General features: G+C 46.8%; 19 protein-coding genes. All 19 read left to right on the top strand.

Annotated elements, in window-relative coordinates; genetic code table 11:
- The first annotated feature begins 4 nt into the window (after nt 1-4).
- The 19 genes from hpt (at nt 5) to lysS (ending at nt 18,452) form a co-directional block, all read left to right on the top strand.
- The gene (gene hpt, locus GC102_RS17600) at nt 5-544 is read left to right on the top strand and encodes a hypoxanthine phosphoribosyltransferase (protein WP_171690711.1); all 540 of its coding nucleotides are present in this window, start codon (nt 5-7) and stop codon (nt 542-544) included.
- Between the two features lie 97 nt (nt 545-641).
- The gene (gene ftsH, locus GC102_RS17595) at nt 642-2,594 is read left to right on the top strand and encodes an ATP-dependent zinc metalloprotease FtsH (RefSeq protein ID WP_171690710.1); all 1,953 of its coding nucleotides are present in this window, start codon (nt 642-644) and stop codon (nt 2,592-2,594) included.
- A gap of 212 nt (nt 2,595-2,806) precedes the next feature.
- Complete coding sequence (gene nadA, locus GC102_RS17590) at nt 2,807-3,745, top strand: quinolinate synthase NadA (protein WP_047682971.1); 939 nt, start codon at nt 2,807-2,809, stop codon at nt 3,743-3,745.
- A 119-nt stretch (nt 3,746-3,864) separates the two neighbouring features.
- Nucleotides 3,865-5,475 carry an L-aspartate oxidase gene (nadB, locus tag GC102_RS17585; protein ID WP_171690709.1) on the top strand — a complete coding sequence of 537 codons (1,611 nt, stop codon included), beginning with the start codon at nt 3,865-3,867 and terminating at the stop codon, nt 5,473-5,475.
- A gap of 1 nt (nt 5,476) precedes the next feature.
- On the top strand, nt 5,477-6,346 hold the full coding sequence (nadC, locus tag GC102_RS17580; protein ID WP_171690708.1) for a carboxylating nicotinate-nucleotide diphosphorylase: 870 nt from the start codon (nt 5,477-5,479) through the stop codon (nt 6,344-6,346).
- Complete coding sequence (locus GC102_RS17575) at nt 6,343-7,107, top strand: type III pantothenate kinase (RefSeq protein WP_029197793.1); 765 nt, start codon at nt 6,343-6,345, stop codon at nt 7,105-7,107. The genes nadC and GC102_RS17575 overlap by 4 nt, the downstream gene beginning before the upstream one ends.
- A gap of 23 nt (nt 7,108-7,130) precedes the next feature.
- A complete protein-coding gene (hslO, locus tag GC102_RS17570; RefSeq protein WP_171690707.1) occupies nt 7,131-7,997 on the top strand; it encodes an Hsp33 family molecular chaperone HslO in 867 nt (288 codons plus the stop codon).
- A 44-nt stretch (nt 7,998-8,041) separates the two neighbouring features.
- Nucleotides 8,042-8,983, top strand: a complete 942-nt coding sequence (locus tag GC102_RS17565) for a peptidyl-prolyl cis-trans isomerase (RefSeq protein ID WP_171690706.1) — start codon at nt 8,042-8,044, stop codon at nt 8,981-8,983.
- 112 nt (nt 8,984-9,095) lie between these two features.
- The gene (gene cysK, locus GC102_RS17560; protein WP_171690705.1) at nt 9,096-10,037 is read left to right on the top strand and encodes a cysteine synthase A; all 942 of its coding nucleotides are present in this window, start codon (nt 9,096-9,098) and stop codon (nt 10,035-10,037) included.
- A gap of 116 nt (nt 10,038-10,153) precedes the next feature.
- The gene (locus tag GC102_RS17555; RefSeq protein ID WP_171690704.1) at nt 10,154-11,713 is read left to right on the top strand and encodes an anthranilate synthase component I family protein; all 1,560 of its coding nucleotides are present in this window, start codon (nt 10,154-10,156) and stop codon (nt 11,711-11,713) included.
- Nucleotides 11,714-11,746: 33 nt separating this feature from the next.
- Nucleotides 11,747-12,328: an aminodeoxychorismate/anthranilate synthase component II gene (gene pabA / locus GC102_RS17550; RefSeq protein WP_171690703.1), complete on the top strand. Its 582-nt coding sequence runs from the start codon at nt 11,747-11,749 to the stop codon at nt 12,326-12,328.
- A gap of 3 nt (nt 12,329-12,331) precedes the next feature.
- The gene (gene pabC / locus GC102_RS17545; protein ID WP_171690702.1) at nt 12,332-13,189 is read left to right on the top strand and encodes an aminodeoxychorismate lyase; all 858 of its coding nucleotides are present in this window, start codon (nt 12,332-12,334) and stop codon (nt 13,187-13,189) included.
- Between the two features lie 29 nt (nt 13,190-13,218).
- Nucleotides 13,219-14,043 carry a dihydropteroate synthase gene (gene folP, locus GC102_RS17540; RefSeq protein ID WP_171690701.1) on the top strand — a complete coding sequence of 275 codons (825 nt, stop codon included), beginning with the start codon at nt 13,219-13,221 and terminating at the stop codon, nt 14,041-14,043.
- Between the two features lie 17 nt (nt 14,044-14,060).
- A complete protein-coding gene (gene folB / locus GC102_RS17535; protein WP_171649103.1) occupies nt 14,061-14,429 on the top strand; it encodes a dihydroneopterin aldolase in 369 nt (122 codons plus the stop codon).
- The gene (gene folK, locus GC102_RS17530; RefSeq protein WP_171690700.1) at nt 14,426-14,941 is read left to right on the top strand and encodes a 2-amino-4-hydroxy-6-hydroxymethyldihydropteridine diphosphokinase; all 516 of its coding nucleotides are present in this window, start codon (nt 14,426-14,428) and stop codon (nt 14,939-14,941) included. The genes folB and folK overlap by 4 nt, the downstream gene beginning before the upstream one ends.
- Nucleotides 14,923-15,135, top strand: a complete 213-nt coding sequence (locus GC102_RS17525) for a helix-turn-helix domain-containing protein (protein WP_029197803.1) — start codon at nt 14,923-14,925, stop codon at nt 15,133-15,135. The genes folK and GC102_RS17525 overlap by 19 nt, the downstream gene beginning before the upstream one ends.
- Before the next feature lie 17 nt (nt 15,136-15,152).
- Nucleotides 15,153-16,169, top strand: a complete 1,017-nt coding sequence (dusB, locus tag GC102_RS17520; RefSeq protein WP_171690699.1) for a tRNA dihydrouridine synthase DusB — start codon at nt 15,153-15,155, stop codon at nt 16,167-16,169.
- 222 nt (nt 16,170-16,391) lie between these two features.
- Nucleotides 16,392-16,868, top strand: a complete 477-nt coding sequence (gene greA, locus GC102_RS17515) for a transcription elongation factor GreA (RefSeq protein ID WP_029197805.1) — start codon at nt 16,392-16,394, stop codon at nt 16,866-16,868.
- 87 nt (nt 16,869-16,955) lie between these two features.
- On the top strand, nt 16,956-18,452 hold the full coding sequence (gene lysS, locus GC102_RS17510; protein WP_171690698.1) for a lysine--tRNA ligase: 1,497 nt from the start codon (nt 16,956-16,958) through the stop codon (nt 18,450-18,452).
- Nucleotides 18,453-18,701 lie beyond the last annotated feature (249 nt).

Below are 18,701 nucleotides of genomic sequence, written 5' to 3'. Positions count from 1 at the left end.
ATCCTTGTACAGCGACATTCAAGAAGTTCTTTACAGTGAAGAACAGATTCAAGGCAAGATCAAAGAATTAGGAGAGAAACTCTCCATCGATTACGAAGGTAAGAACCCATTGGTTATCTGTGTGCTTAAGGGAGCTTTCATTTTTATGGCTGATCTTGTGAAGCAAATCAGAGTACCATTGGAACTCGATTTCATGGCTGTATCCAGCTATGGTCAATCCACGAAATCTTCTGGTGTTGTCAAGATTATTAAAGATCTTGATGTTCCCGTAGAAGGACGTCATATTCTTATCGTGGAGGACATTATCGATAGCGGTTTAACGCTGAGTTATCTGATAGATGTGCTAGAGCGACGCAATGCTAAGACGATTTCGGTCGTTGCGCTGTTTAATAAACCGGCACGCAGAACTGTGGAACTCGAACCTGAATATGCAGGTTATGTGCTTCCAGATGAGTTCGTAGTCGGGTATGGTCTGGATTATGCAGAGAAATATCGCAACCTTCCATTTATCGGCATATTGAAACCAGAGATCTACAGTAGCTAATGTCATTTCCCGCAGACTCATCAGCGCTGTTATGTTGTAGTGCTTTACCGGGATGTGGTAAAATAATAAACGTGTGCCGTTTGAGAGGAGGCTCGGGATGAATCGAATTATCCGGAATACCGGCTTTTATTTACTTATATTTTTGGTTACTGTAGGTATCGTCCATTTCATTAGTACCCAAAACGAGCAAAAGGAGCTAATTACTTACGATAAATTCCGCCAAGCGGTGGTTAACAAAAATGTGGAATCCGTGACCTTAAAGTTTGATGGATACACATATTTGATTAAAGGTAAGTACATTAACCCACCAAGTGGTGCTGATAAGAAGAGCTTCGAAACCCATGCTCCGTTCGAGCCTATGGTCGTCCAGCTGATTGAAGCGAATGGCGTTCCATCAGAAACGTACGAGACTATGGAACGGGATAGCGTTTGGATTAGTTTCCTAACTTCCATCATCCCATTCGTCATTATCTTCATCTTGTTTTTCTTCCTGTTAAATCAGGCTCAAGGTGGCGGCGGCAAAGTGATGAACTTCGGCAAAAGCCGTGCCCGCTTATATAATGAGGAGAAAAAACGCGTCACATTTGAAGACGTGGCAGGTGCTGACGAAGAGAAGCAAGAATTGATCGAGGTTGTCGAATTCCTCAAAGATCCACGGAAATTCGCAGCTGTCGGTGCTAGAATTCCTAAAGGGGTTCTGCTCAATGGTCCTCCGGGAACCGGTAAAACCCTTCTTGCACGAGCTGTTGCTGGTGAAGCAGGCGTACCATTCTTCAGTATTTCAGGTTCTGACTTCGTTGAGATGTTCGTCGGTGTCGGTGCTTCCCGTGTTCGTGACTTGTTCGAGAACGCGAAGAAGAACTCACCTTGTATCATTTTTATCGATGAGATCGATGCTGTAGGTCGTCAACGTGGCGCTGGTTTAGGCGGCGGACATGACGAGCGTGAACAAACACTCAATCAATTGCTAGTAGAAATGGACGGCTTTGGCGCGAACGAAGGTATCATTATCGTTGCAGCGACTAACCGCCCTGATATCCTTGACCCAGCCTTACTGCGTCCAGGTCGTTTCGACCGTCAAATCACGGTAGATCGTCCGGACATCAAAGGCCGCGAAGCTGTACTGAAAGTACATGCTCGCAACAAACCGCTTGCCAAAGACGTGAAGCTGGACGCCCTGTCTCGCTACACAACTGGATTCACAGGTGCAGATTTAGAGAATCTTTTGAACGAATCAGCTTTGATTGCTGCTCGTCGTAACCGTAAAGACATTTCGATGGCTGAGATCGAGGAAGCTTTTGACCGTATAATTGTAGGTACGCAGAAGAAAAGTCGGATTATCAGCGAGTCTGAGAAGCGCATTGTTGCTTATCATGAAGCCGGACACGCGATCATTGGTTATTATGCAGAGAATGCCGATATGGTGCACAAAGTTACGATCGTTCCGCGTGGACGCGCTGGCGGTTATGTCATGATGCTGCCCAAAGAAGGCGAAGATCGCATGATGCAGACGAAGAACGAATTGCTGGATAAAGTAACAGGACTCCTGGGAGGCCGTGTTTCCGAGGAATTATTTATCGGAGAAATTGGCACTGGGGCTTATAGCGACTTCCAGAAAGCAACCGGTATTGTTCGTCGCATGATTATGGAATATGGTATGAGCGATAAGCTAGGACCAATGCAGTTCGGCAGCTCGCAAGGCCAAGTGTTCTTAGGCCGCGATATCGGACATGAGCAAAACTATAGTGATGCGATTGCTTATGAGATTGATCAAGAGATGCAAAGCTTTATTCGCACTTGTTATGATCGCGCTCGTGCGATGCTTACGGAGCATGCGGATCAGATTCATCTCGTAGCCAAAACGCTGCTTGAGAAAGAAACACTCGATAAAGACGAAATCATCGAGCTTCTAGAGAAAGGCAAATTGAATGCAAGCGCGGATGACGAAGAGGTCAAAGTGAACATTCAAGGGCAAAGCCAATCTAACGAAAGCAATAAATTGGAGTTAAACAAAGATAAAGATTCCAATTCGGATCATTCCGAAGAGTAACAAGCAATAGCAACTCGTAAATCCGGTGTACACGTCAGGTGTACCCGGATTTTCTGGTTTTTTCGGCATATTTGCGCATTGACAGGGGATGTGAGAATGTGTAAATTAGTTGTAAATCTCTAATTTTATTACGATTAGATCATACTACTGTTAATCCTATTTTTAGATAGACAAGAAGTACACTATACGTCCCAGACAGGGGAGGAAGCACCATGGAAGCTCTAGCATTAGAACGCAAAGCCGAGCAGAACCGCGAACTCAAAGAACGGTTGCTGCAGCTAAAGAAAGAACGGAATGCTATTATTCTTGCTCATTATTATCAACGTGACGAAGTTCAAGAGGTTGCCGATTTCCGGGGGGATTCCTTTCTGCTCGCGCAGAAGGCAGCGCAAACCGATGCTGATGTGATAGTATTCTGTGGCGTTCATTTCATGGGGGAAAGTGCTAAGATTCTTGCTCCTAACAAAACAGTCATTATTCCTGACGAACGTGCAGGCTGCCCGATGGCGGATATGGTGAATGTAGAAGGTCTGCGTGCTTTGAAACGCCAGCATCCTAATGCCAAAGTTGTTGCTTACATTAATACATCTGCTGATGTGAAATCAGAAACAGATATTTGCTGTACTTCGGCAAATGCCATCAACGTCATCAATTCCGTCGATTCAGATGAGATCATCTGGGTACCGGATAAAAATTTGGGTGACTATGTATCAAAATTCACAAGCAAAAAAGTGATCATCTGGGAAGGCTATTGCAATACGCATGATATGCTGACCGTTAAAGATGTGGAAGAAATGAGAGCTCAATACCCGAATGCTCAGTTCGTTGTTCATCCGGAATGTCGTCCAGAAGTTGTTAAACTGGGAGATTTCGTCGGTAGTACGACAGCGATTATCAAATATTGCAAAGAGTCCGATTGCAAAGAGTTTATCGTTGGAACGGAGGATGGAACTGGATACCAGCTTCGTCTGGACAGTCCAGATAAACAGTTCCATTTTGCAACCAAATATTTGGTATGCCCGAATATGAAAGTAAACAATTTGAAGAAAATTGTGAAGTGTCTTGAAACGATGCAGCCAGAGATTTATGTGCCAGAAGATGTAGCTGATAAAGCAAGATTGTCCTTAGAGCGCATGTTACAAGTAAAGTAGCATGCGCTACTCTCTTGTTTAATAGGTAGGGTACCCTCGCAAAGCATTCCTATAGTCGATTAATCCATCGGATACGTTTGCTTTGCGAGCTATTAATGGTGAAGAACAGGTGAAGCGGCATGATTCCTAGATACCTCGTAGATGTAGATTTAGATTCCATTCCTCATGTACATACAGATGTTATTGTGATTGGCGCGGGCATTGCAGGTTTATTCACTGCTCTTCGCGCTAGTGAAAATAAGAAAGTGCTGATGATTACGAAGAAATCGCTCCTCGACAGTAACACACGCTATGCGCAAGGCGGAATTGCTGCTGTTATATCAGACGAGGATTCACCGGAATATCATATGCAGGATACTCTGATAGCAGGTGCAGGTCTATGTTCGCCGGAGGCCGTTGACGTTCTCGTTCATGAAGGCCCCAACGGCGTCCAGGACCTCATTCGTATGGGTACCCAGTTCGACCTTGAGAACGGGGAGTTTGCTTTGACCAAAGAGGGAGCGCACAGCCAACGTCGTATTTTGCATGCGCATGGCGACGCCACAGGCGCTGAAATTGTACGAGCTCTTTCGGAACGCACGAAGCAAGATCCGAACATTGAGATCTGGGACGATCACTTCGTGATCGACCTGATCACGCAGGATGGCGAGTGCTATGGCGCACTCGTACAGAAGCCTAGCGGCCAGCGGGTATTCGTCCGCGGCAATGCTACGATCCTTTGCTCCGGCGGGGCGGGACAGCTGTTCCGCTACACCACAAACCCTGACATCGCCACAGGCGATGGGATTGCGATTGCTCATCGCGCAGGTGCGCAAATTCAGGACGTGGAATTTATTCAATTCCACCCCACGGCGCTCTGCTACCCTGGTGCTCCGCGCTTCCTGATCTCGGAAGCGGTGCGCGGCGAGGGGGCTTATCTCCGCAATATCAAGGGGGAGCGCTTCATGGAGCATTACCATCCCCAGCTTGAGCTAGCGCCTAGGGATGTCGTAGCCCGTGCCATTGTCGACGAGATGGAGAATTGCAAATCGACCTTCGTCTACATCGACATTACGCACGAATCCGAAGAGTTAATTAAACATCGATTCCCGACGATATATGAATATTGCCTCAACTACGGTCTAGATATGAGCACCGACTGGATTCCGGTTGCTCCTGCAGCTCATTATATGATGGGCGGCGTCAAAACAGATTTACACGGAGAAACGATCGTTCGCCGTCTTTTCGCTTGTGGGGAAGTGTCTTCTACAGGTGTACATGGCGCTAATCGATTAGCCAGTAACTCGCTGTCGGAAGCTATTGTGTTTGGTAGAAGAATCATCGAACGAATACAGGAGCTCGCTCCTTTGGAAGGTAACATTCAAATACGCGCTGAATCCAAAGCGCCAAGAACGGAAATCCCGAATCAAGCCGTTGTCGAGAAAAAGCTTAAGCTGCAAAAGGTTATGCTTCGTTACGCGGGACTGAAACGTTCAGCCAAAGGCTTGCAAAAAGGGTATGACGAATTGGCAAGACAACTCTCTATCTTCGGTTCTTTGATGACGAAACGCGAAGATTATGAGTTTGCGAATTTACTTAACTGTGCGCTTCTAACGACAACAGCGGCTCTAGCGCGGGAAGAAAGTCGCGGCGGTCATTACCGGGAAGATTTCCCCGAACGGGATGATCAAGCATGGAAGAAGCATATTGTTTTTAAGCGCGGGGAAGATAGCATTGAGGAGTGGATTTAACATGCTCGATTTAAATATGGAACTCATTCGTAAACATATTCGGCTTTGGTTGGAAGAGGATATTGGAACCGGCGATGTCACGACTCTGACAACGATCCCTTTGGAACATGCGTCCAAAGGGATTATCCACGTCAAAGAAGACGGAATTGTCTGTGGACTCCGAATCGCCCAAGAAGTTTTTGCTGTGGTCGATGCTTCTCTTCGTTTTGAAACTAAAGTAGTTGAAGGATCGTCTGTTTATAAAGGGACCATACTAGCTGAAGTGGAAGGCAATACGCGCAGTATTCTGCTGGGTGAAAGATTAAGCCTTAATTTGATGCAGCGATTATCAGGAATTGCGACCAAGACGCGTGAGTTTGTCGATGCTTTAGAAGGCGTGCCGACTAGACTTGTCGATACGCGGAAAACGACTCCGGGACACAGACTGCTTGAGAAGTATGCTGTACGAGTGGGTGGCGGTCATAATCATCGATTCGGACTCTATGATGCTGTGATGATTAAAGATAATCATATTAAAGGCTCAGGAGGCATCACACAAGCTGTACAAGCGGCTCGGCAGCAGATCCCCCACACGATGAAGATCGAGGTGGAGGTCGAGAATTTTGAGCAATTGCACGAAGCATTAGCGGCTGGTGCGGATATCATCATGCTCGATAATATGATTCCTGCGAAGATGAAAGAAGCAGTTTCCATAATTAAAAGTAAAGCGCCGCATATTGTAGTAGAGGGATCAGGTTCTGTAACACCTCAGACCATTAAAGCGATGGCAGAAACGGGCGTCGATGTGATCTCCGTTGGGCGCTTGACGTATTCGGTTGCAGCGCTGGATATCTCATTAGATCTGAATGAGCGGAAGGAGACCGCGCTATGATTCTCGTTATCGATGTTGGGAATACGAACATTGTGCTCGGTCTCTATCAAGAGCGAACGCTCCTTCATCACTGGCGGGTTAGTACGAACCGTTCAGCGACAGTCGATGAGTATGGGATGCAGCTGCATAGCCTTTTTCAACACTCGGGCATCTCATTTGCGCAAGTGGAAGGTGTCATTGTCTCTTCCGTTGTTCCTCCGCTTATGAATGTAATGGAAAACCTTTGCTTACACTATTTGAAAAGGACGCCATTCATCGTTGGTCCTGGTATTAAGACAGGGCTGAACGTGCGTGTAGACAATCCCAAAGAGGTCGGCGCTGATCGCATAGTAAATGCTGTCGCGGCTCTTGAGCTGTACGGGGCACCTTGTATCATTGTTGATTTCGGGACGGCCACAACATACGACTACATCGATCCTTCCCAGCAGCTTGTTGGCTGCGCGATTGCACCGGGAATCGGTATCTCAACGGAAGCATTATATCAAAAGGCGGCGAAGTTGCCTCGCATTGAGCTGGTCAAGCCGAAGAGCGTCGTTGGTCGTAATACCGTAGCGGCGATGCAGGCAGGGATTATTTTCGGCTATGTAGGCCAAGTTGATGGGATTGTCGAGCGTGTCATTCAAGAATTTAATGTCAATCCAACAGTTATTGCTACGGGTGGTCTTGCGGAACTGATTTCCAGTGAATCTCGTACCATTCAGATCGTCAATCCACTGCTGACCCTGCAAGGTCTACAAATGATTTATGAGAAAAATGCATAAGCTGTTTAGGGAAAGGATTTAACATGGGCGATTATTTGATTCGAGGAACAGCGCTGGGTGGAAAAGTTCGCGCTTTTGCCGTTGAAACGACTGTCCTCACAGAAGAACTTAGCCAAAGACACCAAACAACACCAACAGCCACGGCCGCATTAGGAAGAACGGCTGCTGCGGGACTTCTCATTGCAGCTATGCTGAAGGGTGAAGAACATCTCATTGTTCAAGTAAAAGGCGATGGACCCATCGGTCAAATTGTGGTCGATGCGAATGCGAAGGGTGAGGTACGCGGTTATGTCGATAATCCGTTAGTCGATCCTCCCCTTAAAGAGAATGGCAAGCTAGATGTTGCTGCTGCGGTGGGAACTGATGGATTTTTGTACATAACGAAGGATTTAGGTATGAAAGAGCCTTATAAAGGCAGCGTTCCGATCGTTTCAGGAGAATTGGCTGAAGATTTCACGTATTATTTTGCCAAGTCTGAACAAACGCCTTCGGCTGTAGCGCTAGGGGTATTGGTTAATACGGATCACTCCATCCTTGCCTCGGGTGGATTCGTTATTCAATTGCTCCCAGGATTAACAAATGATGAAATTGGAGACATTGAAGAGATGCTTTCTCGCATTCCATCCTTCACAAGTATGCTAGGTGGGGGTTTGAATCTAGAAGAAATCCTTCAAACGGTGCTACCATCTTTCCAGAAGCTTGATCAGATGGATGTCATGTTCCGTTGTAAATGCAGTCGTGAAAGAGTTGAAACAACGCTTATTTCCTTAGGGAAGATTGAGCTGCAAGAAATTCTTGAAGATGAAGGGTTTGCTGAAGTCGTCTGTCATTTCTGCAATGAAGCTTATCGCTTTAACGAAGATGATTTGAAGCGGATGATTGAACTATAGAGCAAGCAGCATTATAGATGTAAAGAGGGAGTCAGGATGCAAACGTGAAGCGATTGTGGGGAGTCATTATCGTAATGGCTGTAGGTAATCTCGTGCTCGCATCCTTGCTGGTCACCCATACCATGAACCAATCAGAACCAAGTCAACCACCAGAACCTGAGAAGCAGGGTGAGCAGAAGAATGATCGGGTAGTCGCCAAAGTTGGAAATCGTGATTTGACCATTCTGGAGCTTCAAACAGCTCTTGAACGTCATTATGGGGCAGAACTGCTGGGTCAAATGTTGGATCGTGAAGTGATACGTCTGGAAGGAAACGAGACAGGGACTTCGATTGGAAGCGCGGAGATTAACCGTGAGTTGAAACGGATGCAGCAAGGTTATGAGAGTGAGCAACAATTTTATGCATCCATGCAAAATCAGTTAGGTTTGTCAGAGCAAGAAATCAAGGAAGATGTTACCAATAAACTCTTACTCGAGAAGCTCGCAACCAAAAATATTCAAATAACGGATGCTCAGGTAGAAGACTATATAAAGACGCATGCCGATGAGTTCAAGCAAGATACCGAATATAATATTCTTCAGATTATCGTGTCGACCAAGGATCAAGCGAATAAAGTCATTGCGGAGCTGGCAAAAGGAGAGAGTTTTGCGACCCTTGCCAGAGATCGTTCGCTGGATGATGCAACCAATACCACCGGCGGTGATTTGGGTTGGATTGAAGGAGACGATCCCTTTGTTGCTGCTCCCGTTCTTGAAGCGGCGAAACTGCTGAAGGTGGGAGAAGTGAGTAAGCCTGTCCCTCTGCCACAAGGATTCGCGATTGTGAAGCTGAAGAATCGGCGAGAGAAAGTAAATCCAGATCTTGCTTTCGTTCGAGAAAATGTACGGAGAGAGCTAGCGCTTCGGGAAGCACCGCCTCTCAAGGATTATGTGCAGCAGCTTCGAGTGAAATGGAAGGTTAACATCCTTGACCCTCAATTGCGTTGACATTCTGTGAAAATATGGTTGACAACCAGTAAGTGCATTGATAAGATGAATGTATTAATACCGACTAATTAACTCGGAAATCATCGATTATTTAACCTGGAGGGGAAATAGCATGGCAAGATTAGTGCAAAGCATTACGGAATTGATTGGCGATACACCGCTTGTTCGTTTAAACCGCGTTGTTCCAGAAGGAAGCGCAGAGATTTATGTGAAACTTGAGTACCAAAATCCAGGTGCCAGCGTAAAAGACCGTATTGCCATCTCCATGATCGAAGTAGCTGAGCAAGAAGGTATATTGAAGCCAGGCGATACGATTGTTGAGCCGACTAGCGGTAACACAGGAATCGGAATAGCTTTAGTCGCAGCTGCAAAAGGATACAAGGCGATTCTGGTTATGCCAGAAACGATGTCTTTGGAAAGACGTAACCTGCTTCGCGCTTACGGGGCTCAGCTAGTTCTGACGCCAGGAGCAGAAGGAATGAAGGGCGCGATCAAACGTGCTGAGGAGCTTCAAGCAGAGAATCCTTCCTACTTCATCCCGCAACAATTCAAAAACTTAGCAAACGTGAAAGTTCACCGTGAAACAACAGGTCCGGAAATCGTTGAAGCGATTAATGCTCACGATGGCAAATTGGACGCTTTCATTGCAGGTATCGGTACGGGCGGAACAATTACAGGCGCAGGTGGCGTGCTGAAAGAAAACTTCCCGAACATCAAGATTTATGCCATTGAACCAGCTGCATCCCCGGTACTTTCCGGCGGCAAGCCAGGTCCTCATAAAATTCAAGGTATCGGCGCAGGCTTTGTTCCGGACATTCTGAACACAAGCATTTACGACGAGATTATTGCTGTTGAAAACGAAGATGCTTTCGAAACTTCACGTCGTGTAGCCAAAGAAGAAGGTATCCTTGGTGGTATCTCCTCCGGTGCAGCGATTTTTGCAGCGCTTAAAGTTGCTAAAGAGCTTGGCGCAGGCAACCGTGTAGTTGCTGTGATTCCAAGTAACGGTGAGCGTTACCTTTCTACGCCATTGTATCAATTCGAAGAGCAATAAGATTACTTGCTACGAACGAGCCTCCAGCTGCTGCAGCCGGGGGCTTTTTTTCTGTGTAAGGTTGGAGTATACTAATGGACAACTAATCATCGGATGTCACAGGAAGGAGGGCAAATATGATCCTAACAACAGTAGAGCAGTGGCGTAATTGGTCCTCCACGTACACGATGCTGCCTTATGTCATTAAACTGGGACTTGCCGACGACCGGATCGCTTCTTGGCAAGAAGCGTGGAAAGAAGCCGCGCCTGATTCCTTTGTTCTGGAAAGCGGCAAAGGGGGACGTTACACGTGCTTCGGTTTACAGCCGTTTTCTACGATTCATGGAAACGGTTTGGATGCAGAAATGACTATGATCAACCAAGTTGATAAAGGCAAGCCTCAAGTTTCACACTTGCAAGGAAACCCGCTAGACATCGTGAAGCAATGGATGTCAGCTTATCACAGCCCCAAAGTCGAAGGAGCTCCTAAGTTTCTTGGCGGCTGTGTAGGTTATTGGAGCTATGACGTGATCCGCACCATTGAGAAACTCCCGGAGCAAGCGGCAAATGATTTGCCGATTCCGGATTATAGCTTCGCTATGTATGATCAAGTCTGGACCTTGGATCATATCGATAAGAGTCTGTACATTGCGGTGCATATGCCGCTTGAGAAGAGCCGAGCAGCCGATGACACTTATCTCCGGCAGCTTTACGCACAGGCGCACGCTCAGGCTGAGGCGATGCTCTCTCGCTGGCATGCGATCCGCTCCAACAGCTGTTCAGGCTCGCACCTGAGCGGTGCGGACCAACCGACGATCGCGCGCGAGCAGCTGCACATCGACGTCGAGAGCATCGCAGGCATCCAGCCTGCCTTCGGCAAAGCCGATTACATCGCGGCGGTGCAGCGCATTCAAGGCTACATCTCCCAAGGTGACGTGTTCCAAGTCAACTTGTCCGTTAGACAGAGCCGGCAGCTGCGCACGACGCCGGAGGAGATCTACGAGGCGCTGCGCATCGTCAATCCCTCGCCTTACATGGGCTTGCTGCGTTTCGCAGGCTTCGCCCTCGTCTCCGGCTCGCCGGAGCTGCTCGTGCAGCTTGAGGACGGCGTCCTGCGGACGCGTCCTATCGCTGGCACACGCCCGCGCGGCAAGGACGAGCAGGATGACCTGCGCCTAGCCGGCGAGCTCATCGACAACGACAAAGAGCGCGCCGAGCACGTCATGCTGGTCGATCTCGAGCGCAACGACCTTGGCCGCATCTCGAAGTACGGCTCCGTCCGTGTGAAAGACTTCATGGTCATCGAATACTACTCCCATGTGATGCATATCGTCTCGGAAGTCGTCGGCGAGCTCGCAGAGGGGAAGGACGCCTATGATGTCATAGCGGCGACCTTCCCAGGAGGCACGATTACAGGTGCTCCAAAGATTCGCACCATGGAAATTATTGAAGAATTAGAGCCAGTTCGCCGCGGTCCTTATACAGGATCCATGGGGTGGATTGACTATAATGGAAATATGGAATTTAATATAATTATACGGACGCTGGTAGCTGTTCAAGGGTTGGGCCACATTCAAGCAGGGGCAGGCATCGTCATTGATTCCATACCTGAACGTGAGTACATTGAATCCTTGAATAAAGCCAAAGCGATGTGGAAAGCGATAGAATATAGCGAGCGGAGCATGAGCCGAGCTTAAGCCCTAGCAGGGCTGACGAAAGGGGAGCTTAGAATGATTTTAGTGATTGATAATTATGATTCGTTTACGTACAACCTCGTCCAATATTTGGGGGAGATCGGTGAAGAAGTCGTCGTTCGTCGTAATGACGAAATTGATTTAGCTGGCGTTGAGGCTTTGGCGCCCGATCATATTCTAATATCTCCAGGTCCTTGCACGCCGAATGAAGCCGGAATTAGCTTATCACTTATCGACCATTTCAAGGGTAAAATCCCCATCTTCGGCGTCTGTCTAGGCCATCAATCGATTGGTCAAGCTTTTGGCGGCGACGTCATTCGCGCAGAGCGCTTAATGCATGGTAAAACTTCGGAGATTTTCCATGATGGTAAAACCTTGTTCGAAGGGCTTCCATCCCCTTTTATAGCGACTCGGTATCATTCCTTAATCGTCAAAGTCGAGACACTGCCTGATTGCTTGGAAGTTAGTGCGCGTACAGCTGAGGGTGAAATTATGGCATTGCGCCATAAGGAATATCCGATTGAAGGCGTGCAGTTCCACCCAGAATCGATCATTACTCAGCACGGTCATCAGATCCTGCGGAATTTTCTTCGCCGCACGGCCAAAGCGGGAGTTTAATTTATGATTATTAGCGTCAATGGGATTCTAACAAATGATAAGGAAGCTGTGGTCTCGGTTTACGATCACGGCTTTCTTTACGGCCTCGGCCTTTTCGAGACATTTCGCACCTATAAGAAAGAACCGTTCCTGCTGCCCGAGCATCTTCGGCGTCTAACAGAGGGCTGCCGTGAGCTTGGGATTGGCTATGAGCCGGACCTTGCACACATTCAGCGTCTGATTGATGAGCTGCTTAAAGCCAATAACCTAGAGGATGCGTATATCCGCTACTCCGTTTCGGCCGGAGTTGATATCCTTGGGCTGCCATCAGGCGTCTATCAAAACCCAACAGAGATCATTTACATCAAGTCGCTTCCACCAAGGGACGAGCAGATCTATACACAGGGCAAAGCGCTGCAGCTGCTGAAGCTGCCTCGTAATACGCCGGAAGGTCTATACCGCTTCAAGTCCTTTCACTATATGAATAATATCCTTGCTAAAAGAGAGCTGCAGCAGTATGACTGGGCAGCTGGCGCAGAAGGCCTGATGCTGACCGAAGAAGGTTATGTAGCTGAGGGCATCGTGAGCAACATCTTTTTTATAAAGGATAGAGCCTGCTATACGCCATCGCTGGATACAGGCATCTTACCTGGCATCACAAGAGCCTATGTGTTACAGCTGGCACAGCAGCAGCAGATTCCTACACAGGGCGGCCTATACAGATGGGAAGATCTTCTGGAAGCCGATGAGGTGTTTATCGTTAATTCTATACAAGAGATCTTACCCATCACGACATTGTTCACACCCAGTGGACAATCACAAGCTGTTGGAAAGGGTGTCGTAGGTCCGATAACCCGCCAACTATGCGAACTTTATAACTAACATTTGAAAACAACAGGAAGTGAACGGTAATGAAAGTGTTATCCTGTAGAGGACATGAGCTGCCCATTGGTGATCGGACGATCATTATGGGCATATTAAACGTAACCCCAGACTCCTTTTCCGACGGTGGAAATTACATTAGGGTTGAGGATGCGGTGCGCAGAGCTCGCCAAATGGTAGCCGAAGGCGCTGACATCATTGATATCGGGGGAGAATCGACCCGACCGGGTTTTGCCAAGGTCACACAAGAAGAAGAACTGCAGCGGGTTATTCCGGTCATTGAGGCAATAAGCAAGGAAGTAAACATTCCTATTTCTATAGATACTTACAAAGCGGAGGTCGCGAAGCAAGCATTAGAAGCGGGAGCGCATATTATCAACGATGTATGGGGTGGCCAAGCCGACGTTGGAATGGCAATCGTTGCGGCCAGCTACGATTGTCCGTTTATCATCACACATAATCGTGTGAACCCGACGTATTCTGATTTTCTCCGTGACGTCACAACCGACTTACAGCTCTATGCGAATCAAGCCAGAGAAGTTGGCGTTCGGGAAGAGCGTATTATTTTAGACCCAGGCATCGGATTTGCTAAGACCTACGAGCAGAACTTGTTCCTCATGAACCATCTGCGTACGATCGTCGATCTCGGATATCCGGTCCTTTTAGGCACATCCCGCAAAAGCGTCATTGGCTTAACGCTCGATCTGCCTCCTGAGGAACGTTTGGAAGGAACAGCATCGACAGTGGTGCTTGGAATTGCCCAAGGCTGTGGGATGATCAGAGTACACGATATTCAAGCGATGAAACGTTTATCGGTTATGACAGATGCCATCATTCGTTCGCAGTTAACCTAAACTTGGAGGCTCTTACATTGGACAAAATAACACTCTCCCGCATGCAGTTCTTTGGTAATCATGGTGTTTTTCCGGAAGAGAATAAGCTCGGTCAACGCTTTTATGTAGATGTGGAGCTTATGCTTCCGCTGGACAAACCCGGCAAGTCGGATCATCTGGATGATACGGTTAATTACGGGGAAGTATTTTTCAAAGTCAAAGAGGTTGTGGAAGGTCGCACTTATAAATTAATTGAAGCTTTAGCAGAAAATATTGCATCCGAGCTGCTGCATACTTATACTAGTATCAATGAAGTGACGGTTCGCGTCATTAAGCCGCATCCGCCCTTTGCCGTATTTTTTGACGGGGTAACTGTAGAGATTAACCGAAAGCGGGCAAATGAATGACAGCCGAAGAACAAGAACAAGGCACAATAGCTTATGTCGCATTGGGATCCAATATAGATGATCGTGAACACTATTTGCAGGATGCGATTACAGCGCTCAATCAGGAATCGGGCATAACGGTGACTGGATTGTCCAGCATCTACGAAACCGAACCGGTTGGCTATGTAGATCAATCTGCTTTTCTTAATATGGTTATTCAAATCATCACCGTTTTACCTGCAGAAGAGTTGTTGTTCACTATGCTTGCCATCGAGAAAAGACTGGGTCGAACGCGCGACTTGCGCTGGGGCCCGAGAACGATCGATTTGGATTTACTCCTTTACGGCGACCATCAGCTTACAACCCCCGACTTGATCATTCCGCATCCGCGGATGCATGAGCGGGCTTTTGTATTAGTTCCTCTCACAGAGGTTCTCTACAAGCGACAAGATGCTGCATTTGAATTCATCTCCGCGCATTTGGAGAAACTGGAAGGAAAGGAAGGCGTAATCCTATGGAAAAAAGCTCAGTAGCTCAGCGTATACGCGCTTTTCGTAAGTTAAAAGGGTACACTCAGAATGAATTAGCTGATTTACTCGGAGTGTCGATTGCCATCTTAGGTGCTATTGAAAGAGGTACGCGTAAACCGGATACCAAAATAATAAATAAAATCTCGCAAGTTCTGAATATTGAACCGGATGAGTTAGTTGCGGCGGTTGCGAGATGAGAGGAGTGGAATCTTCGGTGCTGAAAATAGGAAATGTCGAAGCTCCCAATAAAGTCGTGCTTGCCCCAATGGCGGGTGTTTGTAACCCTGCGTTCCGACTCATTGCCAAAGAATTTGGTACAGGTTTAGTCTGTGCAGAAATGGTTAGTGATAAAGCCATTGTTCACGGGAATTCCCGCTCGATGGAAATGCTTTATGTTGATGATCGAGAAAAGCCGCTAAGTCTGCAAATCTTTGGTGGCGATACTGATACGCTTGTCCAAGCGGCTAGAATCGTTGACCAACAGACGAATGCAGACATTATTGATATAAATATGGGCTGTCCTGTACCGAAAATCACAAAGTGTGACGCGGGTGCAAGGTGGTTGCTCCAACCAGAGAAAATCGAAGAAATGATCGCAACCGTTGTTGCGGCAGTAAGCAAACCAGTAACTGTGAAGATGCGTATCGGTTGGGATTCCGAGCACATTTATGCCATAGAAAATGCTAAAGCTGTCGAAAGAGGCGGCGGAAGCGCAGTAAGCGTCCACGGCCGTACTCGTGAGCAGCTGTATACAGGCAAAGCGGATTGGGACATCATTCGTGATGTTAAGCAAGCTCTGTCGATTCCCGTTATCGGGAACGGTGATGTTGTGACACCTGAGGATGCAAAACGCATGTTAGACCATACGGGTGTGGACGGCGTGATGATTGGGCGCGGCGCGTTAGGCAACCCTTGGATGCTTTACCGTACCGTACAATACCTTGCTAATGGTGAATTACCGCCTGAGCCGACACCGGAAGAGAAGATCCGTATCGCGATCTTGCACATGGACCGTCTTGTTGCTCTTAAGGGTGAGCATGTTGCTGTGAAAGAGATGCGCAAACATATGGCGTGGTACCTCAAGGGCATGACAGGGGCGGCTCGTGTGAAAGATGCGCTTATGGAGATGTTGAAGCGTGATGAAATGGTGCGAGCTTTGAATGATTATGTCGAGCATCTATATGCGCATTCCTCATCACCTACGAATGAAGAATCAGTCGTACTTCAATAAAAAATGCAGCTATGGTTGAGATTGACATTTTGAAACCGTTGCAATATAATCAGTCAATATTAATGTGTTCCTGCATATATTGAAAGACAAACGAGCAACTAACTTAATTTAAGAAACGTGAATTCATACTACTTGAATCAGCTCTTTTAAGACCCAACTCCTAGCAGGAAGCATCGATTCAACGATATGAAAATCTTTCACATGACGGGAGATCAGTTGGAAATGGCTGAAAAAGAGGTCATTCTTACACCAGAAGGTTTAAGAAAGCTCGAAGATGAGCTTGAGCATCTGAAATCAGTGAAGCGCCGGGAAGTGGCTGAGAGAATCAAGGTTGCCATCGGATATGGCGATATCAGTGAGAACTCAGAGTACGAAGACGCGAAGAACGAACAAGCTTTTATTGAAGGCAGAATCATTACTTTAGAAAAATTGCTGCGCAATGCGCGTATTATTAATAACGATGATGTCGATACCAACACCGTGAGTGTTGGCTCAATCGTAACGCTGAAGGATTTGGAATTCGGTGATTTGGTTGAGTATAACATCGTAGGTACGGCGGAATCCGATCCGTTGATGAATAAGATTTCCAATGAAAGCCCTGTAGGTAGAGCTATTTTAGGAAAACAAAGGGGCGCGAACGTTGACGTCACCGTTCCTGCTGGCGTCATTCAGTATCAAATTATTGATATTAAAAAGTAGCGTGCAGCCGCATTCCTTTGGAAAGCTTCCTTTCGGAAGCTTTTTTCCGGTTTTAGCACCCTTTACTAATAAGTAGGAGATGAAAGCATGAGCCAGGAATTGGAATTGAACGAATTGCTCGTCATTCGCCGTAATAAATTGGACGAGCTTCGCGGTCTAGGAGTCGATCCGTTTGGTAGCAAATACGTAAGGACGCATTCAACGAAAGAAATCCTTACAGCCTACCAAGATAAAACCAAAGAAGAGTTGGATGCTGAACACCATGAGGTCAGTATCGCCGGACGTATTATGCAAAAAAGAGGCATGGGTAAGGCCAGCTTCGCACATCTTCAAGACATCACAGGCAAAATTCAAATCTATGTGCGTGAAGATGCACTAGACGCAAACAAATACCAAGCCTTTGATCTTCTGGATTTAGGCGATATGGTTGGGGTTCAGGGTGTTGTTTTCAAAACAAAAACCGGTGAAACTTCTATTAAAGTGAAATCGCTTGAGGTTTTGACCAAATCCTTGCTTCCGCTGCCGGATAAATTCCATGGTCTTAGTGATGTGGAACTGCGCTATCGTCAACGTTATGTTGATTTGATTATGAATCAAGATGTGCAGCAGACATTTATTCTTCGTTCCCGTATTATTCAGTCCATGCGTCGGTACTTGGATTCTCTGGGATATTTAGAAGTGGAGACACCAACGTTACACTCCGTAGCAGGTGGAGCGTCTGCACGTCCTTTTAACACGCACCATAATGCATTAGATATGCAACTGCATATGCGTATTGCGATTGAACTTCATTTGAAGCGTCTGATTGTTGGTGGATTAGAGAAAGTATACGAAATTGGGCGTGTATACCGTAACGAAGGTATCTCTACGCGTCACAATCCGGAGTTTACGATGATTGAGCTTTATGAGGCTTATGCTGACTATAAAGACATAATGAAGCTCACGGAGGAGCTTATTGCACATATTGCGCAAGAAGTTCTTGGTAATACAACAGTTCCATATGGTGATCACGAGGTCAATTTAGCTGTTGGCTGGAGACGTGTATCCATGGTGGATGCCATTAAAGAAGTTAAGGGCGTGGACTTTAGCGCTCGCATGTCGAACGAGGAAGCTCATCGCTTGGCCAAAGAGCATCATGTACAAGTTGAGCCTCATATGACATTCGGTCACATTGTGAATCAATTCTTCGAAACATTTGTTGAAGAGACCTTAATACAACCGACCTTTATTTACGGACATCCTTTAGAAATTTCACCGCTTGCCAAAAAGAACCCCGAGGATCCGCGTTTCACGGATCGCTTCGAACTCTTTATCGTAGCGCGTGAACATGCCAATGCATTTACGGAGCTTAACGATCCTATTGATCAAAGAGAGCGTTTTGAAGCTCAGCTTCGTGAGAAAGAGCAAGGCAATGACGAGGCACATGAGATGGATGAAGACTTCATTCGTGCGCTTGAGTATGGTATGCCTCCAACGGGTGGTTTAGGAATAGGAATTGACCGATTGGTTATGCTATTGACGAATGCACCGTCTATTCGGGACGTACTACTGTTTCCGCTTATGCGTGAACGTCAAGGTGAATAATGGCTTGCGTTTCGAGGCACCGATCGGTGTCTCGAAACATTTTAAAATAGTACTTGCAATGTCCATGGCGTCTGTGGTATCTTATAAAAGTTGCCGCTGAGACAACAAAGAACTTAACAAAAACAACTTACAAAAATAAGTTGCAAAGTAATTCTCGGTATGGTATATTGGTCTTCCGGCTTTCGAAAGAGGGCAGGTTGAACAAGAGAATTTGATCTTTGAAAACTGAACAACGAGTGAGTAAGCACG

It is taken from the genome of Paenibacillus germinis, assembly GCF_013141785.1.
In the GTDB taxonomy this organism is placed as follows: Bacteria; Bacillota; Bacilli; order Paenibacillales; family NBRC-103111; genus Paenibacillus_E; species Paenibacillus_E phytorum.
This window is presented reverse-complemented; position numbering and strand designations above follow the sequence as displayed.

Excerpts from the sequence above, each read along its gene's own strand:
- GC102_RS17525 (WP_029197803.1), top strand. The coding sequence starts at position 14,923 with ATGGAAAAAAGCTCAGTAGCTCAGCGTATACGCGCTTTTCGTAAGTTA.
- pabA (WP_171690703.1), top strand. The coding sequence starts at position 11,747 with ATGATTTTAGTGATTGATAATTATGATTCGTTTACGTACAACCTCGTC.
- pabC (WP_171690702.1), top strand. The coding sequence starts at position 12,332 with ATGATTATTAGCGTCAATGGGATTCTAACAAATGATAAGGAAGCTGTG.
- GC102_RS17555 (WP_171690704.1), top strand. The coding sequence starts at position 10,154 with ATGATCCTAACAACAGTAGAGCAGTGGCGTAATTGGTCCTCCACGTAC.
- nadB (WP_171690709.1), top strand. The coding sequence starts at position 3,865 with ATGATTCCTAGATACCTCGTAGATGTAGATTTAGATTCCATTCCTCAT.
- GC102_RS17575 (WP_029197793.1), top strand. The coding sequence starts at position 6,343 with ATGATTCTCGTTATCGATGTTGGGAATACGAACATTGTGCTCGGTCTC.
- lysS (WP_171690698.1), top strand. The coding sequence starts at position 16,956 with ATGAGCCAGGAATTGGAATTGAACGAATTGCTCGTCATTCGCCGTAAT.
- ftsH (WP_171690710.1), top strand. The coding sequence starts at position 642 with ATGAATCGAATTATCCGGAATACCGGCTTTTATTTACTTATATTTTTG.
- greA (WP_029197805.1), top strand. The coding sequence starts at position 16,392 with ATGGCTGAAAAAGAGGTCATTCTTACACCAGAAGGTTTAAGAAAGCTC.
- cysK (WP_171690705.1), top strand. The coding sequence starts at position 9,096 with ATGGCAAGATTAGTGCAAAGCATTACGGAATTGATTGGCGATACACCG.
- hslO (WP_171690707.1), top strand. The coding sequence starts at position 7,131 with ATGGGCGATTATTTGATTCGAGGAACAGCGCTGGGTGGAAAAGTTCGC.
- folP (WP_171690701.1), top strand. The coding sequence starts at position 13,219 with ATGAAAGTGTTATCCTGTAGAGGACATGAGCTGCCCATTGGTGATCGG.
- nadC (WP_171690708.1), top strand. The coding sequence starts at position 5,477 with ATGCTCGATTTAAATATGGAACTCATTCGTAAACATATTCGGCTTTGG.
- nadA (WP_047682971.1), top strand. The coding sequence starts at position 2,807 with ATGGAAGCTCTAGCATTAGAACGCAAAGCCGAGCAGAACCGCGAACTC.
- folK (WP_171690700.1), top strand. The coding sequence starts at position 14,426 with ATGACAGCCGAAGAACAAGAACAAGGCACAATAGCTTATGTCGCATTG.